This is a genomic window from Kitasatospora sp. NPDC006697 (genome assembly GCF_042869935.1).
Classification (GTDB): Bacteria; Actinomycetota; Actinomycetes; order Streptomycetales; family Streptomycetaceae; genus Kitasatospora.
The window spans coordinates 63,796-80,096 of the sequence record NZ_JBIAGU010000016.1; the positions used below are offsets into that span (position 1 = coordinate 63,796).

The following is a 16,301-nucleotide window of genomic DNA, read 5'->3' on the forward strand; positions in this document are numbered from 1 at the left end:
ACACCGCCGGACAGCTGCGGCTGGTGCTGCTGAGCCGCAGCGAGCCGCTGCTGCCGCTGCACCGCTACCGGGCCGCGGGCGAGCTCGCCCGAGCTCCGGGGCGCCGAGCTGGCGCTCACCCCGGCCGAGACCGCCGCCGTGCTGGCCCGGCACGGGCTGCGCCCCGGCCCGCAGGCGGTGGCCGCCGTGCACCGCAGACTGTCCGGCTGGGCGGCCGGCCTGCGGCTGCTGGCGCTCGCTGCCCGGCGCAGCGAGGACGCCGAGGCCTACCTGAAGCGGATCGACGCCGAGCAGGCCGCCGTCTCCGACTTCCTGCTCGCCGAGGTGCTGCGGGCCCAGCCGCCCGCCACCCAGGACCTGCTGCTCTGCTGCAGCCTGCTCGCCCGGGTCCACCCCGACCTGGCCGACGCGCTCACCGGCCGCCGGGACGGCCGGGCCGTGCTGGAGCGGCTGCACCGGGCCAACGCCTTCACCGAGGCGCTGCCGGACGGCTGGTACCGGCTGCACCCGATGTTCGGCGGCATCCTGCGGCTGCACCTGCGGGCCACCGCGCCGGAGCGGATCGACCTGCTGCACCTGCGCGCCGCGCACTGGCTGGCCGCGCACGGGCGGTACCGCGCCGCGCTGGACCACGCCGCCGAGGGCGGTGCCTGGGGGCTGGCGGCACAGCTGCTGGTGGACCAGCTGGCCGTGGGCGAGCTGTTCACCGGACGGGACGCGGCCCGGCTGCGGGCGCTCTTCGCCGGGATGCCGCCGGGGGTGCGGGAGCCGGCCGCCGAGCTGGTCAGGGCCGCCGTGCACCTGGCCGAGCAGGACGCCGGGACGGCGCTGCGGGTGCTGGAGCGCGCCGAGCCCGGCCTGCCGCCGGAGGTGCCCGCGCAGCTCGCCGCCGCCTTCCTCCGGGCCGACGCCGGCCGGCTGCTCGGCTCGGCCGCGCTCGCCGACCGGGCCGCCCGCCGGGCCCACGAGCTGGCGCACCGGGCACCGCCCGGCCCGCTGGCCCGGCACCCCGAGCTGCTGCCGCTGGTGGACGCCGACCGGGGGTCGGCGCTGCTCTGGCAGGGACGGCTGACCGAGGCCGGGCAGGCGCTGGACGCGGCGGCCCGGGTGCCGGCCTCGCCCGCCACCGCCGAGCTGCGCCACGACGCGCTCTGCCGGCTCGCGCTGATCGACTGCCTGCGCGGCTGGCCGGGCCGGGCCGAGCGCCGGGTGCGCGCGGCCGACCGGGAGGCCGAGCGCGCCAGCCTGCCGCCCGACAGCCGCACCGAGGTCGCCGACCTGGTGCTGGCGGCCGCCGCCCTGGAGCGCGACGAGCCGGCCGGCGCCCGCGCGGCGCTGGACCGGCTGGCCGCCGCGCCGGGACGCGACCCCGTGGTGGCACTCGGCAGCGCGGTGGTGCGGGCGGAGCTCCACCTGGCGCAGCGCCAACCCGCGGCCGCCCTCGCCGTGTTGGCGGAGGTTCGGGACACGGTGGGGCGGCGTTCCGCCTGGGGCCGCGAGCGGCTGGCCGTCACCGCCTGCGCCGCGCACCTGGCCGCCGGGCGGCCACAGGCGGCGGTCGCCGCGCTGGACGGGGTGCCGACCAGCGCGCCGGACTCCGTCGTGGTCGCCGCCCGGGCCCGGCTGGCGGCCGGCCGGGACCGGCGGCGCACCCTGGTGCAGCTCCGTGCCCTGCGCGCCGATCCGGCGGTGGGCAGTGCCACCCGGGCCCGGGCGCTGCTGCTGCTCGCCCAGGCCGAGCCCGGGCCGGAGGCGGCGGACGGCCTGCGGCTGCTCGCCGAGGCGCTGGCCGCGGCGCGGCCGGAGCGGCTGCGGCGGCCGTTCCGCGAGTCGGCCGGGTGGGTGCGGCGCGGGCTGCGGCGCCGTCCGGAGCTGGCCCGGGAGCACCCGTGGCTGCCCGCGGACCTGCTGCCCGCCGAGGCGGCCGCGCCGCAACCGGTGGAGCGGCTCACCGCACGCGAGCGGGAGGTGCTGGGGTGCGCGGCCCGGATGCTCTCCGTCCAGGAGATCGCCGAGGAGCTCGTCGTCTCGCCCAACACCGTGAAGACGCACCTGAAGAGCATCAACCGCAAGCTGGCCACCGGCAGCCGCCGGGAGGCGGTGCGCGCGGCCGAGCGGCTGCACCTGCTGGAGGAGGACTGACCGCCGTGCTGGTGGGCCTACTCCGGAAGCCTGCGGAACTCCGTGACCGTCAGCCCCAGCGACTGGAAGCGGGTGAGCAGCCCGTACAGGTGCGCCTCGTCGACGACCTCGCCGAAGAGCACCGTCTGCCCCGCCATCACCACGCTCTCCAGCTCGGGGAAGCCCTCCCGGCGGGTGGTCTCCTGGAGCACCCCGGCAACCCGGATCTCGTAGCGCACCGGCCCGCTCCCTTCCTGCTGCCCCGGTGGCGACCAGCCTCCGCCCGCGCCCGGGCGCGCCACATCACCCGGGCCGGGTGATCCGCCCGCCCCCGGCCGGTCCCTAGCCTGGCCGGGCAGGCACAGCACCCGCCGTTTCCTGGGGAGACCGCCATGAGTACCCAGCCCCCGACCGGTACCTATCCGCCGATCGCCGAGCACGGCATCGTCGGCGATCTGCAGACCGCCGCGCTGGTCTCCACGGCCGGCGACATCGACTGGTGGTGCACCCCGCGGTTCGACTCGCCCAGCCTCTTCGCCTCGCTGCTGGACCGCGCGAAGGGCGGCCACTGCCGGCTCGCCGTGGACCGGGAGGCGGTGCCGGACGCCGAGGTGAAGCAGCTCTACCTGGCCGACACGGCGATCGTGGTCACCCGCTTCCTCTCCCCGGACGGCGTGGCCGAGGTGGTCGACTTCATGCTCCCGGACACCTCACCGGTGCCCAGCCCCGAGCACCGACTGCTGCGGGTGGCACGGGTGGTGCGCGGCCGGGTGCCGTTCGTGCTGGAGTGCCGGCCGCGCTTCGACTACGGCCGCGGCACGCACCGGCTCGCCCTCCCGGACCGGCACACCGCCCACTTCCAGGGCCCGGACCAGGAGTTGTTCCTGCAGAGCACCGGCCCGGCCGAGCTGAGCGCGGACGGCACCGACGCGGTGAGCCGATTCGTGCTGGGCGCGGGTGAGCTGACGGCCGTTCAGCTCACCACCCGGCCGCCGGGCGGCCAGGGCCGGCCTTCGCCGCCGACCGACGACGGGGCCTTCGCCGCCTTCGAGCAGTGCCGGGAGTTCTGGTACCGCTGGCTGAAGGCCTCGCGCTACCACGGGCGTTGGCAGCAGATCGTGGACCGCTCGGCGATCACCCTGAAGCTGCTCAGCTACCACCCGACCGGCGCGCTGATCGCCGCCGCCACCATGGGCCTGCCCGAACAGGTCGGCGGGGAGCGGAACTGGGACTACCGCTACACCTGGATCCGGGACGCCTCGCTCTCCGTGCACACCCTGATCGAACTCGGCTTCGAGCAGGAGGCGCTGGCCTTCCGCCACTGGGTGCGCGACCGGATCGAGGCGGCCGGCGCCGGGGCGGAGCCGTTGCAGATCATGTACCGGATCGACGGCGATCCACACCTGAGCGAGGAGGTACTGGCCGACTGGGAGGGCTACCGCGGCTCGTTCCCGGTCCGCGCGGGCAACGCCGCCGCCGACCAGCTCCAGCTCGACATCTACGGCGAGGCCGCCTACGCCTTCGCCGCCGGGGACGGCGACATGGGCGCACTGCGCGGCTGGCAGGCCTTCTCCCGGCTGGTGGACTGGCTCGCCGACAACTGGGACCGGCCCGACGAAGGCATCTGGGAGACCCGCGGCGGGCGCCAGGACTTCACCTACAGCCGCCTGATGTGCTGGGTGGCCTTCGACCGCGCCGTCCGGATCGCGGGCAAGCACGCCCGCCCCGCCGACCTGCACCGCTGGTCCGGGGTGCGGGACGACATCCTGCGCCAGCTCGTCGACCGCGGCTGGAACGCCGAACGGCGGGCCTTCACCCAGCACTACGCCACCGACGTGCTGGACGCCTCGCTGCTGCTGATGCCCAAGGTGGGCTTCCTCTCGCCGACCGACCCGGACTGGCTCTCCACCCTGGACGCGATGGACCAGGAACTGGTCAGCGACAGCCTGGTCTACCGCTACGACCCGGCCGCCTCCCCGGACGGCCTGCGCGGCTCCGAGGGCACCTTCAACCTCTGCAGCTTCCTCTACGTGGAGGCGCTGGCCCGGGCCGGGCGGCTGAACCAGGCCCGGTACGCCTTCGACAAGATGCTCACCTACGCCAACCACGTCGGCCTCTTCGCCGAGGAGATCGGGCCCTCCGGCGAGCAACTGGGCAACTTCCCGCAGGCGTTCACCCACCTGGCGCTGATCGACGCGGCGCTGGCCCTGGACCGGGAGCTGGACCGCCATGACCACCTCCTCTGACGCGCCGTCGGTGCCGGTCGCGGCGGCCCGCCGGGTGCTGGTCCCGCTGGCCCTCGCCCAGTTCATCTGCAGCTTCGCCGGCTCCAGCATGAACGTGATGATCAACGACATCAGCAAGGACCTGGACACCAGCGCCCAGGGCGTCCAGATCGCGATCACCGTCTTCCTGTTGGTGATGGCGGCGCTGATGATCCCGGGCGGCAAGCTGACCGACCGCTTCGGCCGCAAGCCCTGCCTGATGCTCGGCCTGGTGGTCTACGGCGTCGGCGCGCTGCTCAGCGCGGCCGCCCCCGGGCTCGGGGTGCTGATCCTCGGCAACTCGATCCTGGAGGGCGTCGGCACCGCGCTGCTGATCCCGCCGGTCTACGTGCTCACCACCCTGCTCTTCACCGGAACCGCCAACCGCGCCCGGGCGTTCGGCGCGATCATGGCGCTGGGCGGCATCGGCGCCGCCGCCGGCCCGCTGATCGGCGGCCTGCTCACCTCGGCGATCAGCTGGCGCGCCAACTTCGTCTTCCAGGCCCTGGTGATCGCGCTGATCCTGCTGCTCACCCGGACGTTGGAGGACCCGCGGCCGCCGGACCCGAGCACCGTCTTCGACACCGTCGGCGCCGTGCTCTCGGCGGGCGGCCTGGTGCTGGTGGTCTCCGGCATCCTGGCCGCCGACACCAACCGGTGGGCCACCCTGGCGCTGCTGCTGGCGGGCGCGGCGGTGCTGGCCGGCTTCTTCGGCTGGATCCGCCGCCGGGAGCGGACCGGCCGCGAACCCCTGCTGCCCACCAGCCTGTTCCACGACCGCACCGCCAACCTCGGCCTGGTCACCCAGAACTCCCAGTGGCTGGTGCTGATGGGTGTCTCCTTCACCATCGGCGCCTACCTCCAGGTCGTGCGCGGCTACAGCGCCATCGCCACCGGCGGCGTCTTCACCGCGGCCACCGCCGGCCTGCTCGCCTCCTCCCTCGCCGCCGAACGGCTGGCCAGGCGCCGGGCCCAACGCACGCTGATCGTAGCCGGGTTCGCGATCACGGTGGCGGGCATCCTGCTGCTGCTCCTCCTGGTCCGCTCGTTCGGCGGGGTCTGGGCCTTCCTGCCCGGACTGCTGCTGATCGGCCTGGGGGTCGGGCTGATGCTGACGCCCTCCGTCAACGTGGTGCAGTCCGCCTTCCCGGACAGCCGGCAGGGCGAGATCTCCGGGCTCTCCCGCAGCATCTCCAACCTGGGCTCCTCGCTGGGCACGGCCATCGCGGGCACCATCCTGGTCTCCGAGCTCACCAAGCACGGCTACGCGGCGGCGATGGCCGTGCTGGCGGCCTTCGGTGTGCTCGGCCTGCTGGCGGCCCTGCTGCTGCCCCACGGGCGCGGTGCGGGTCAGGGGCGCAGCGGCGGGTAGTCCGGGTCGAGGAGGCCGCGCTCCCGGAGGTAGCCGTGGAGCGGAGTGGTCTCCGGGTGGTGGCCCCACTGGTGGTCCCCCGGCACCTGGCCGGGCGCGGCCAGCCGGGCGCCGAGCAACTGCCGCTGCACGGGCGTGAAGTGGGCGGCCTGCGGGGTGGCGAGCAGGTCGTCGTTCTCGTCCCGGCCGTGCGACCAGCGGTGCGAGTAGGCGAAGAAGGCGCCCTTGCGGGTGAGTTCGGGGAAGGTGCACGGGAGCGACGGAAGCAGAGTGTCGACTCCATCATGCCTGCTCGCAGGCCCTGCCGGTAGGACGGAGCGCACGCATCCCCACCCTTGTCCCCGCCTCCCCGCGAACCGCAGACTCGACCCCATCCACTTACCCGACCGCCCTGCCGGTGGCTCTTCTCAGCCCCCGGCAGGTACGTCGTGCTGACCCGCCGCCGGCGGGAAGGCCCTGGGAGGTGCCGAGGTGAAGGGGATCGATGAATCAGGACGCCGTACTCCGCGCACGGGTGAAGCTGCTCGGCACCAACCGACGAGTGCTGCGCGGACGGGACGGACTGTGGGTGTACCGGACACTGACCGAAGTCAACCCGGCCGTCTACGGATCAAAGCTCGCCTACCTGCTGGTGGAGGCCGCGCGCTCGGAGCGACTGCGTGAACTCCACACCGCACGCCGCGCATTGCTCGAGGAGGCGGTGGCGGTGGCCGAAGCGCTGGACGCCTCGAACCCGTTCCGCGCGAGGGTGCTCGGCCGGGCGCTGCAGGCGCTTCGGGAGGAGGCGGACGCCTCGTAACGGCTCGGCGGCACGACGACCTCCGGGGCAGGGCGGCGGCGGCCCCGCGCCGCCCTGCCCCGGGCTAGGCCCAACCGGTGACCGGCCGCCCCGCAGTAGAATCCCAACAGAGGGGCCGGACAAGCGCGTTCGCTCCCGCTGGACCTGGGGGCGGCACCGCATGGATCCCGAGTTGATCGACCTGGCGAGGGCGGCCGGAGCGGCGGTGGCGAGTTCGGCCGGCACGGATGCCTGGCGCGAGGTCCGGGAGAAGGCGGCCCGGCTCGTCCAGCGCGGCCGGGAGCGACTGGACCGCACGGCCGCCGAGGTGGCGAGCGCGGGACCCGGCGGCGTCGAGCAGGCCGCCGCCTCCTGGCAGACCCGCTTCCAGGACCTGCTGGAGGAGCTGGACGACGCAGGGCGCGCACAGGTCGTCGCCCAGCTGAGGGAGTTGGTCGCGCTGAGCGCGTCGGCCCGCGACCACGGGACCGTGATCATCGGCGACGTGCACATCGAGAGCAGCGGCAACGCGATCGCCGTGCTGCGGATGGGCGACCTGACGATCCGGCACCCTCCGCCGCCGCGCCCGGCCCAGGACTGACCTGCGGCCTGCCGCTGCTGAGGATCAGTGGGCAGCGCCGGCGTCCAGCTGGCCCGCGTACGGCATCGAGGACTGCGCGCCGAGCCCGGTGACGGCCAACGCGGCGGCCCGGACGGCGCGTTCCGCGGCGGCGGCCAGGTCGGCGCCGCGGGCGAGGGAGTCGGCGAGGGCGCCGCAGAAGGTGTCCCCGGCGCCGACGGTGTCCACCACCTCCACCACCGGGGCGGGCAGATGGACGGCAGGCCGGCCGGGCTGCTTGAGCAGAGCCCCGTCCGCACCCAGCGTCACCAGCACCGCAGCGCAGGGCAACTCCGCCCCCCGCTCCAGCAGTTCGCGAGCACCGGCCACGCCGGACGGGCGGGGTGCGTCGAGCAGCGCGGCCAGCTCGCCCAGGTTGGGGACCAGCACGTCGACGGCGGCCAGCACCTCGGGGGCGACCGACCGGGCGGGTGCCGGATTGAGCACGACCGTGCCGCCCTGTTCCCGGGCCCGCAGCACGGCGGCGGCGACCACCTCGGCGGCGATCTCGTGCTGCACCAGCACCACCTCGCCCTGGGTACGGGCCAGTTGCCGCGGCAGGTCGTCGACGGAGAGCGCGGCGTTGGCGCCCGGGTTCACCACGATGGTGTTCTCGCCCGCCCGGTCCACCACCACCGAGGCGATCCCGGTGCCGGCCTGCGCATCGGTGCGCACCTCCGTCACGGCGACGCCCTCGGCGGCCAGCGTCCGCAGGATCGCCCCGGCGTCCGCGCCCACCCGGGCGACCAGCCGCACCTCGGCGCCGAGCCGGGCGGCCGCCACGGCCTGGTTGGCGCCCTTGCCGCCGGGGCCCTCGACGAAGCCGTGCGCGAGCACCGTCTCGCCGGGCCTGGGCAGCTCGGCCACGGTGAGGACGAGGTCGCGGTTGACCGAACCGACGACGGTGATGGACGGCATCTGCACTCCTCCGGGAGATCGTTCTCCCCCACCATGCCACGGACGGAACCCGTGACCCGGCGAACCGTCATCACCCGCACCCGCCCTCCCAGTCGTGCGCGCACCCCCGCCCCGCCGGAACGGACCTGAGCCCGCCCCCGCCGCCCGCCAGCCGCACCGCCACCGCGTCGACCAGCGGGCGCACCTCCCCGCCCACGTAGTTGTTGACGTCCACGCTGAACGCCAGCGTCCGCCCGTCCGCCCGCTCCACGTACCCGGCCAGCGCCTCCACCCCCGTCAGCGAGCCGGTCTTCGCGTGCACCCGCCCGGCGGCCGCCGTGCCGCGCATCCGCGACCGCAGCGTGCCGCCGACCATCCGCCGGTCGTCGCCCGCCACCGGCAGCCCCGCGTACCAGGCGGCGAACCACGGCTGCCTGCGGGCGAACTCCAGCAGCGCCACCAGCCGCCGGCCCGTCAGCAGGTCCTGCCGCGACAGCCCGGAGCCGTCCACCTGCCGGGCGGGGGTCACCGCCAGCCCGTGCGCCCGCAGGAAGCCGTCCAGCTGCGCCAGCCCGGCCGCCCAGCTGCCCTGGCCGGCCCGGACCGCGCCGATCTCCTTCACCAGGTGCTCGGCGATGCCGTTGTTGCTGAGCTTCAGGAACGGCACCAGCAGCTCGCCCAGCGGCGCCGAATCGTGCGCGGCGAGCAGCGCCGCACCGGCAGCCGGCCCGGGCTCCTCCCGGACCCCGCCGCGCACCGCCACGCCGTGCCGGGCCAGCGCCGCGGCGAACACCGCGACCGCGCAGCGCGCCGGGTCGTCGATCGCCACCCACTCGTCGGTCGGCCCGGCGTCGGCCGGCAGGCTGCCGGAGAGCAGCAGCTCGTTCGACCCGGGCCGCCGGTCCACCCGGACGGTGTCCGCGCTCCCGGGCGCGCCGGTGGCCACCCGCCCGCCGACCCGCACCGGCGCCTGGTCCGGCGTCACCCGGACGGCCGCCGGGCCGCCGCCCGGGGTGCCGGCGGGCGTGAGCGTCAGGCGCACGCTGCCCACGTCGTCGTCGGCGTCGGTGGTGAGGGTGAGCGCGGAGATCTGCGGGCTGTAGTACTCCGCCTGGTCGTCCCAGGCCCAGCCGGCGCCCAGCGGCACGGCGTCGTAGCGCGAGGCGTCGGCGAGCACGGCGCCGGTCACCTCCCGCACCCCGCCCGCCGCGACCCGGGCGGCGAGGGCGTCGAGGTCGGCCTCCCGCAGGCTCGGGTCGCCGCCGCCGCTCAGCACCAGGTCGCCGTCGAGCCGTCCGCCGCCGTTCTGCGGGCCGGCCGCCAGCACCCGGGTGGTGAACCGGTGCCCCTCGCCCAGCAGCTCCAGGGCGGCCGCGGCCGTCACCGTCTTCAGCGTCGAGGCGGGCAGCAGCAGCGCGTCCGCGTCGTGCTGGTACAGCACCTCGCCGCTCGCCGCGTCGGCCACCAGCACCGACACCTCGGCGCCGGCCAGCCGGGGGTCGGCGAGCAGCCGGTCCAGGTCACCCGTCAGCGACGGGGATGCGCCGCCCGGCGCCGAGGAGCCGGCCAGCAGCAGCGCGACGAGGACGGTGGCCAGCGGCACGGCGGCGCGCCGGACGGGGATGCTCCACACGGTGGCTCCGGGGGTGGGCGGACCAGGGTGCTCCCACCATCGCCCGGCCCTCCCCCGTCACCGCGGCGGCGCGCCGCCGTCAGCGGTACTCGCACAGGTAGCCGGTCTCCACGGCCACCTTGAGCTGGAAGGTGCTCTGCCCGGGCACGGTGAACCGGGTGCCGGCGGCGAAGGTCTCCCACTCCTGCGCCCCGGGCAGCTTCACGGTGAGCGCGCCGCTGATCACGTGCATGAGCTCCACGCTCGCGGTGCCGAACTCGTACTCGCCCGGAGCCATCACCCCGATGGTCGCCGGCCCGTCCTCGCCGGTGAAGGCGATCGACTTGACCGTGCCGTCGAAGTACTCGTTGACCTTGAACATGGACGTGCTCCCGGGACGGGGTGACATGGGCAGGCCGGATCCTCACCCACCGGTCGGCGGCCGGGCAACTCGTGTCCACGGACCGAACCGGCCCGGCCCCGCCCGCCCCCGGGCGCGCGTCAGCCGAAGCCCGGCAGCGGGCCGCCGTCACCGAAGAAGAACCACCAGAGCAGGTTCAGCAGGTTGCCGACCAGCCGGACGAACTTGGCGATCGTGTCCGTCCAGAACGCCACGTCCTCCTTGTGGCTCTGCAGCCACCGCAGCACCCCGTTGTTGTCGCGCAACCAGCCCCAGGCACGCCTGAGTTGGATCTTCAGCCAGACCCAGAGCGAACCCTCGCGGACCTCCACGCCTCTCAGCGCGAAGTCCTCGGAGTCGATCAGGGCGTGGAGTTCGCGCAGGAAGCGCGAGCCCGTCCGGTGGTAGCGGGCCAGCAGGGCGGGCTCCTGGGCGTCCGTGATCAGGATGCCGATCTCGACGGTGTCATTGCTGACGAACCCCTCGACGGTCGGGCCGCCGCTGGTGCTGTTCGCCCGCACCACCCTGACCTCGCCCACCCCTTGGCGGTGGACCAGTGCGGTCAGCCGGGCGAAGTCCGCGTCCCGGAAGAACGGTTCGACGGGAGTGCTGGGGGTGCGCGGAGCGGGGGCGCCACCCGGCACCCGGCCCAGCGCCTCGTTGACCACGTGCTGCACGACATCGGTAAGGGGGACGCCGGTCACGACGCCTCGACGGGGATCGATCGTTGCCATGGTGCACCTCTACGGGGTGTCAGCTGCAGCAATGAGCGGAGTCGAAGTCACCTGTGGTTTCCCCTGCATGATGCCACATCAGCTGCTCAGTGCCACTGCTCCGAGAGTGCCAGGAACTCCCCGACCAGCGCCGCGAACCGCTCGGGCTCCTCCACCCACGGCCGGTGGCCGGACTGCTCCAGCACCTCCAGCCGGCTGCCCGGGTGCGCGGCCGCCACCGCCCGCGCGGGCGCCGTCCCGACCATGCCGTCGGCCGCACCGGCCAGCACCAGCACCGGAGTCGCCGCGGCGCCCAGCCGTGCGACCCGCTCGGCGAGGGTCCGCTCATCGGCCGAGCCCGCATAGAAGGCCTCCCGCAGCCACGGGTGCGCGCAGGCGTACTCCGCCGGGTACTCGGCCGACCGGTCGGCGGTCCACCGGTACCAGAAGAACGGGAGTATCCGCCTTTGCAGCGCCGCGAGTTCGGCACCGCGCTCCCCCTCGGCCAGCAGCCGGTCCGCCTCCGCCGCGTCCCGGTACCAGGGCTCGCCGGCCCGCCCGGCCCGCAGCGCGGCCAACTCCCGTTCGTCGGGCTCCCGTCCGGCCCGCCCGACCGGCGCCACCAGCACCGCCCCGGTCACCCGCCCGGGGAACGCCGCCAGGTACTCCTGCGCGGTCAGACACCCGGCGGAGTGCGCCAGCAGCTGGAACCGCTCCAGCCCCAGGTGCACGCGCAGCGCCTCGAGATCACGGGCCTGCGCCACGAAGGAGACCGTCCCCCGGTCGGCCGGCACCCCCGACCGCCCCGCCGCCCGGGCGTCCACCCGGACCAGCCGGCGCCCCCGGCCCACTCCGGCGAGTTCCCCCAGGTACCGCACGTCCATCCCCGGTCCGCCGGGCAGCACCACCAGCGGCGCGCCCTCGCCGGTCGTTTCGTACCAGATCACGCAGTCGTCGTAGGACGGGAAGCCAGGCATGATCACGATTGTCGGCAGTGGTCCAGACCTTGGTCAAGGCCACTGCCGACACCCGCCCCGGCCGGGCAGGCCCGCTCGGCCCGGCTCGGCCCGGCTCGGCCCGGCTCAGGCCGCGATCGGCAGCACCGTGGGCCGGGCCAGCACCCGGTAGTCCGCCGCCGACAGCGCGAACGAGACGTCGAGCCGGCCGGCGTTGAAGTAGATCTCGTCATGCACGAACAGGCCCTCGTCGGCCAGCAGGTCCAGCTCGGCGGAGAACGCGAACGGCGTGATGGACCCGCTCACACTCCCCGCCAGCCGCTCCGCCACCTCCCGGCTGGCGAACGAGGCCTCCTGCCCGTCGTAGTGCTCGGCCAGCACCCGCAGGTCCACCCGCCGGTCCCCGGGCACCACCGCGAGCACGTACCGCCGCGAGCGCTTCCCCGTCGCGACCCGCACCACCAGCGACTTCGCGGCCTGCGCCAACGGATGCCCGCGCAGCCGGCTGGCGACATCCGTGCGCCCCTCGGGCTGGTGCGGGATCGTCCGGTACGGCACCGAGCCGGCGCCGAACAGGTCGACCAGCCGCTGGAACACGTCGGGCGGCGCTGCCGTTTCCGGAGCAGGGCTGTGGGAGAACATCGTGCCTCGGCAATCAGGAGAAGGGATCTGGGCCGGCCATGGGGTCGGGCCGTCGAACACCACTTCTGCGGGATCGCGCCGCAGGCTCGCTGCCTCACGCGCCCCTCGTGGCGGCGCGTGAGTTCCTTTGCGAGGCGACTATATGATCGCCACTCACCTCTCCCCTAGCTGTTCAACCCAGCACCCCCTACACCCGGCTCAACTCCAGCACCGGAATCGTCCGCACCCCCGCCGTCTGCTCCGCGTACTCCGCGAACCCCGGATACCGCCCCGCCTGCTCGGCGTAGATCCGGTCGCGCTCGCCCCCGGTCACGTCCCGCACCGCCACCCGGTACTCCTCGGTCCCGACCTCCACGGTGCCCTCCCCGGCCGCGACCAGGTTGAAGTACCACTCCGGATTGGCCGGCGCCCCGCCCGCACTCGCGAACACGTAGATCACCCCCGGGTCCGAATCGTGCGCCAGGTACATCACCGGACTGATGAACTCCCGCCCGCTCTTGCGCCCCACATGGTGCAGCAGGACGAGCGGAGCCCCCTCGAACATCCCGCCGACCCTGCCCTCGTTCGCCCGGAACTCGGCGATGGTCCGCGCGTTGAAGTCGAGTGCGTCGCTCATGTCGAACTCCCTTTCTGGTCCGCCACTAGCATCCGTGGCCACGGAGGGCAACCTCCCCGTCCAGCGGCAGTTGGACACCTGAACCGCCCCTCCGCCCGACACGAATCGCCCATCTGCCTCAAGGACCTGCACGGCCCCTACCCCGGCATCCCGCTGGTCGCCTCCGGCGGCATCGACGGCACGAACGCCGCCGGCTACCTCGCCCACGGCGCCCTCGCGGTCTGCGCCGGCAGCAACGTCGCCCCGCCGGACGCCACCGCCGCCGGCGACTGTCCCGAACTCACCTGCCGCGCAGGCATGTTCACCAACACGCTCGGCGAGTACCCGGCCCGGTAGCCGAGTGCCCGGGCGAGCCGTTCGGCTCGCCCGGGCACTCAGTGGCCGACCCTAGGGTCAGGGGACGATCGGGTGCGAGATCTCGCAGCCGCCCGCGCCGCCGTTGTAGTCGTTGCTCCAGGTGCCCTGCATCGCGAAGGAGCCGGTCGCGAGCGTGACGTTCTGCGCGCCGCCGACGCCGCCGGTGCCCTTCCAGGCGCACTTGTCGGCGTTCTCCGCGCCGGTCGAGTCGGTCCAACCACCGGCCGGGTTCTGGTCGGTGACGGTCTCGGCGTACTCGTGGCCGTAGACCATGGTCACGCCGTCCAGCGCGCCCGCGGTGCCGGCGTTGACGTAGTTCGCGCCGCAGGAGGCACCCATGTCGGTGACGTACGGGTCGTTGGTGAACGCCACGTCGCCGTAGGGCGAGGAGGCCGCGCCACCGGACAGGGTGGTGTCGCCGTTCCAGTCGTGCCAGGCGCAGAACTGCCCGGTGGAGGTGTTGAAGCCGTCCGGGTGGGTGCCGGTCGGCGAGAGGATCACGTACTGCGCGTCGCGGTTGGCGGCGGCCGTGGTGTTGCCGAAGTGGCCGGCGGCCTTGACGGCCTCCTGGGCCAGCTGGTTGCCGGTCGCCTGCGAGGGCGAGGCGGCCGAGGTGTCCACCCAGACGCCGGCCAGCGCACCGCCGGTCGGGTAGCCGACGTGGGTGCCGCCGGTCCCGCAGGAGGTGGAGCCGGCGGAGATGCCCTCGCAGTACTGGGTCATCACGCCGGACCAGGCCTCGCCGTTGGTGCCGAGGCCCTTGAAGAGCTGCTGGGCTCGGACCGCGATGCCGCTCGGGTCGCCGCTCAGGGTGGTGTAACCGTTCGCGTCGGTGCCCTGGGTACCCCACTGAGAACCCAAGAAGACGAGGTAGACCTTCTGGGGGCCGGTGGTGACACCGATGCCGTCGACGCCGCCGCCGAACTTCAGGTTCGAGCTCGGCCGCGGCCTCGCCGCCGGGCTGACGCCCTTCGCCTGGACCATACCGTGCCGGTACGGGTGCGACGGGCCGGCGAGCTCGTTGCCCGGCTGGCTCGCCGACGCCGGGGTGGCGGCGAAGGCGATGCCGGCGATGGCCAGCGTGCTGAACGCGGCCAGCGCCTTGGCGCGAGCCGAACGGTTCGTGGAGGAAACGCCCATCGTGTGGGAACCTCTCTCTTCCTGCCGACCGCTCCTCTGTCGGGTGCGGCGACAGTGCGTGGGGATGGGGAGCCGCAGGCGGCGGCTTCCGGCACGCCGCCGGGAATCCTCCCGCGGCGTGGGGTCCGCAGGCATGGAAACGCAGAACTGACGTGCCGTCATTGGGGGTTCGGCGAGCCGCCGCCTGACATGCGATAGCCAAGCAGAGCCCGCAAATGGACGTCAATGATCTCCACCGGAGCGAGACCTGAGCCCCCGCCGCACTGTTCCGGAGATCCGCAGGCCACCGCCGGTCCATGCGCGTAGCCCGTCTTTCATTCACCGTAAGAGGGATTTGAATCAACAGAGTTGGGCCGCGGCCTGGCGGATCGCCGACGCCCTGGGCCGGTAGCATGATGAAACTAGTATCGAACTGCAATGGAGGGAGCCCCCGTGGCGAACGACTCGCAACCCGTCGTCTTCCAGCACGGCCAGACGTTTCTGGCGACGATCTCGGAGCGCTGGAACTATCAGATCCTGCGCGAGGTCTTCTTCGGCACCGCGCGGTTCGGCGAACTGAAGCGCGCGCTCGGCATCTCTACGAACATCCTGACCGCGCGCCTGAACACCCTCACCGAGCTGGGCCTGCTCACGCGGCGGGCGTACCGCGAGGACAAGCAGTGGTTCGAGTACGAGCTCTCGGACGCCGCTCGCGAGCTGGTCGTGCCGGCGATCGTGGCGATCACCCGCTGGGCCGAGGAGCACGGACCGGATCCGCAGACCGCCGACGCCGGCCCGCGCCGGCCGCTGCTGCACACGGTCTGCGGCGAGGAGACCGAGCCCTACCTGGCATGCAGCGTCTGCCACCGGCCGATCCTGGCCTCGAACCTGGTTCCACTGGTTGCAGAAGAGAACTAGTTGCAATACGCTTCCAGCGAGAGAGTGGAGAACGATCCCCGTCAGAGAGGAATCGCCATGACCACGACCTGGCTCGACGGCGTCACCGAACGGCTCATCCCCACCTCGCTCGGCTGGATCAACGTGCGCGACGGCGGCAAGGCGGACGGCCCGCCGCTGATCTTCTGGCCGAGCCTGATGATGGACGGCACCATGTGGCGCTACCAGTACGAGCGCTTCGCCCCCACCCACCGCGTGCTGCTCGTCGACAGCCCCGGACACGGCAAGTCCGACGCCCTGCGCCGGATCATCGACCTCGAGCAGTGCGCCGACGCGCTCGTCGAGATCCAGGACGCGCTCTGCATCGACAAGGCTGTCCTCATCGGCAACAGCTGGGGCGGCATGCTGGCCGGCGTCTTCCCGGCCTACCACCCGGACCGCTCGGCAGGGACGGTCGGCATCAACTGCACCGCCTCGCTCCCCACGACCTTCGAGAGCATCTGGGCCACCGCGCTGGCCGGGTACCTGTCGCTGAACTCGAAGATGCCTCGACTGGCCTTGGCAGCGGCCCGCGGCGCGTTCGCCGGGCCGACCGCCGAGGCCGAACGCCCGGAGTTCGTCGAGTTCCTGGAGTTCGTGCTCACCAACGACCCCAAGTCGGTCGCCTGGGCGCTGCGCAGCATCCTGATCGGCCGCCGCGACGAGCACCGCCTGCTCGCCACGATCGAGCACGTCCCGGTCCTCGTGATCGCCGGCGAGGAGGACAGCCAGTTCCCCGTGCACGCCGTGCGCCGGATGGCCGACGCGATCCCCACCGCCACCTTCAGAGTGCTGCCGCACACCGGCCACCTCGCCGCCCGCGAGAACCCGCAGGCCGTCAACGCCGAGATCGACGCCTTCCTCGCCGAACTCCCCGCGCTGGAAAGGATCTGAGCAGC

At 73.9% G+C, this 16,301-nt stretch carries 17 protein-coding genes; 7 read left to right on the top strand and 10 right to left on the bottom strand.

Translation table 11 applies throughout. The annotated features are described in order from the left end of the window. The first annotated feature begins 138 nt into the window (after positions 1-138). Positions 139-2,142: a LuxR C-terminal-related transcriptional regulator gene (locus ACFYNO_RS22470; protein WP_388015095.1), complete on the top strand. Its 2,004-nt coding sequence runs from the start codon at positions 139-141 to the stop codon at positions 2,140-2,142. Positions 2,143-2,159: 17 nt separating this feature from the next. Here the strand turns inward: ACFYNO_RS22470 and ACFYNO_RS22475 are convergent, their stop codons facing one another. Beyond that, on the bottom strand, positions 2,160-2,360 hold the full coding sequence (locus ACFYNO_RS22475) for a hypothetical protein (protein ID WP_388015098.1): 201 nt from the start codon (positions 2,358-2,360) through the stop codon (positions 2,160-2,162). A gap of 153 nt (positions 2,361-2,513) precedes the next feature. Between ACFYNO_RS22475 and ACFYNO_RS22480 the strand changes: the two genes are divergently transcribed. After that, entirely contained in the window at positions 2,514-4,367 is a 1,854-nt protein-coding gene (locus tag ACFYNO_RS22480; RefSeq protein ID WP_388015101.1) for a glycoside hydrolase family 15 protein, read from the top strand. Next, complete coding sequence (locus tag ACFYNO_RS22485; protein ID WP_388015104.1) at positions 4,351-5,757, top strand: MFS transporter; 1,407 nt, start codon at positions 4,351-4,353, stop codon at positions 5,755-5,757. The genes ACFYNO_RS22480 and ACFYNO_RS22485 overlap by 17 nt, the downstream gene beginning before the upstream one ends. On the opposite strand, the gene ACFYNO_RS22490 is transcribed toward ACFYNO_RS22485, so the two are convergent. Then, positions 5,736-6,080: a hypothetical protein gene (locus ACFYNO_RS22490; RefSeq protein WP_388015107.1), complete on the bottom strand. Its 345-nt coding sequence runs from the start codon at positions 6,078-6,080 to the stop codon at positions 5,736-5,738. The two genes, ACFYNO_RS22485 and ACFYNO_RS22490, sit on opposite strands and share 22 nt — an antisense overlap. A gap of 161 nt (positions 6,081-6,241) precedes the next feature. Here ACFYNO_RS22490 and ACFYNO_RS22495 point away from each other — a divergent pair, with 161 nt between their 5' ends. Both ACFYNO_RS22495 and ACFYNO_RS22500 read left to right on the top strand, forming a co-directional pair. Then, positions 6,242-6,556 (top strand): hypothetical protein, encoded by a 315-nt coding sequence (locus ACFYNO_RS22495; protein WP_388015110.1) that lies wholly within the window; start codon positions 6,242-6,244, stop codon positions 6,554-6,556. A gap of 160 nt (positions 6,557-6,716) precedes the next feature. Further along, on the top strand, positions 6,717-7,136 hold the full coding sequence (locus tag ACFYNO_RS22500; RefSeq protein ID WP_388015113.1) for a hypothetical protein: 420 nt from the start codon (positions 6,717-6,719) through the stop codon (positions 7,134-7,136). 24 nt (positions 7,137-7,160) lie between these two features. Here ACFYNO_RS22500 and ACFYNO_RS22505 read toward each other — a convergent pair whose 3' ends face one another. From ACFYNO_RS22505 to ACFYNO_RS22540, 8 genes are all read right to left on the bottom strand, one after another. Further along, the gene (locus tag ACFYNO_RS22505) at positions 7,161-8,072 is read right to left on the bottom strand and encodes a ribokinase (protein ID WP_388015116.1); all 912 of its coding nucleotides are present in this window, start codon (positions 8,070-8,072) and stop codon (positions 7,161-7,163) included. Between the two features lie 70 nt (positions 8,073-8,142). Further along, the gene (dacB, locus tag ACFYNO_RS22510) at positions 8,143-9,684 is read right to left on the bottom strand and encodes a D-alanyl-D-alanine carboxypeptidase/D-alanyl-D-alanine-endopeptidase (RefSeq protein WP_388015119.1); all 1,542 of its coding nucleotides are present in this window, start codon (positions 9,682-9,684) and stop codon (positions 8,143-8,145) included. Positions 9,685-9,763: 79 nt separating this feature from the next. Beyond that, on the bottom strand, positions 9,764-10,045 hold the full coding sequence (locus ACFYNO_RS22515) for a pyrimidine/purine nucleoside phosphorylase (RefSeq protein WP_388015121.1): 282 nt from the start codon (positions 10,043-10,045) through the stop codon (positions 9,764-9,766). Positions 10,046-10,164: 119 nt separating this feature from the next. Then, positions 10,165-10,797, bottom strand: coding sequence for a hypothetical protein (locus tag ACFYNO_RS22520; protein WP_388015123.1), 633 nt, complete (start codon positions 10,795-10,797; stop codon positions 10,165-10,167). Between the two features lie 86 nt (positions 10,798-10,883). After that, positions 10,884-11,753 (bottom strand): alpha/beta fold hydrolase, encoded by an 870-nt coding sequence (locus ACFYNO_RS22525; RefSeq protein WP_388015125.1) that lies wholly within the window; start codon positions 11,751-11,753, stop codon positions 10,884-10,886. Between the two features lie 105 nt (positions 11,754-11,858). Next, positions 11,859-12,329, bottom strand: a complete 471-nt coding sequence (locus ACFYNO_RS22530) for a YbaK/EbsC family protein (protein WP_388015127.1) — start codon at positions 12,327-12,329, stop codon at positions 11,859-11,861. A 232-nt stretch (positions 12,330-12,561) separates the two neighbouring features. Then, entirely contained in the window at positions 12,562-12,990 is a 429-nt protein-coding gene (locus ACFYNO_RS22535) for a nitroreductase family deazaflavin-dependent oxidoreductase (protein WP_388015129.1), read from the bottom strand. 393 nt (positions 12,991-13,383) lie between these two features. Next, a complete protein-coding gene (locus ACFYNO_RS22540; RefSeq protein WP_388015132.1) occupies positions 13,384-14,487 on the bottom strand; it encodes a hypothetical protein in 1,104 nt (367 codons plus the stop codon). 432 nt (positions 14,488-14,919) lie between these two features. Here ACFYNO_RS22540 and ACFYNO_RS22545 point away from each other — a divergent pair, with 432 nt between their 5' ends. Next, positions 14,920-15,384, top strand: a complete 465-nt coding sequence (locus ACFYNO_RS22545) for a winged helix-turn-helix transcriptional regulator (protein ID WP_388015135.1) — start codon at positions 14,920-14,922, stop codon at positions 15,382-15,384. A 57-nt stretch (positions 15,385-15,441) separates the two neighbouring features. After that, on the top strand, positions 15,442-16,296 hold the full coding sequence (locus ACFYNO_RS22550; RefSeq protein WP_388015138.1) for an alpha/beta fold hydrolase: 855 nt from the start codon (positions 15,442-15,444) through the stop codon (positions 16,294-16,296). Positions 16,297-16,301 lie beyond the last annotated feature (5 nt).

Coding starts and splice junctions, on each gene's coding strand:
- ACFYNO_RS22485 (WP_388015104.1), top strand. CDS start 4,351: ATGACCACCTCCTCTGACGCGCCGTCGGTGCCGGTCGCGGCGGCCCGC.
- ACFYNO_RS22525 (WP_388015125.1), bottom strand. CDS start 11,753: ATGCCTGGCTTCCCGTCCTACGACGACTGCGTGATCTGGTACGAAACG.
- ACFYNO_RS22520 (WP_388015123.1), bottom strand. CDS start 10,797: ATGGCAACGATCGATCCCCGTCGAGGCGTCGTGACCGGCGTCCCCCTT.
- ACFYNO_RS22480 (WP_388015101.1), top strand. CDS start 2,514: ATGAGTACCCAGCCCCCGACCGGTACCTATCCGCCGATCGCCGAGCAC.
- ACFYNO_RS22505 (WP_388015116.1), bottom strand. CDS start 8,072: ATGCCGTCCATCACCGTCGTCGGTTCGGTCAACCGCGACCTCGTCCTC.
- ACFYNO_RS22535 (WP_388015129.1), bottom strand. CDS start 12,990: ATGAGCGACGCACTCGACTTCAACGCGCGGACCATCGCCGAGTTCCGG.
- ACFYNO_RS22550 (WP_388015138.1), top strand. CDS start 15,442: ATGACCACGACCTGGCTCGACGGCGTCACCGAACGGCTCATCCCCACC.
- ACFYNO_RS22515 (WP_388015121.1), bottom strand. CDS start 10,045: ATGTTCAAGGTCAACGAGTACTTCGACGGCACGGTCAAGTCGATCGCC.
- ACFYNO_RS22500 (WP_388015113.1), top strand. CDS start 6,717: ATGGATCCCGAGTTGATCGACCTGGCGAGGGCGGCCGGAGCGGCGGTG.
- ACFYNO_RS22540 (WP_388015132.1), bottom strand. CDS start 14,487: ATGGGCGTTTCCTCCACGAACCGTTCGGCTCGCGCCAAGGCGCTGGCC.
- ACFYNO_RS22495 (WP_388015110.1), top strand. CDS start 6,242: ATGAATCAGGACGCCGTACTCCGCGCACGGGTGAAGCTGCTCGGCACC.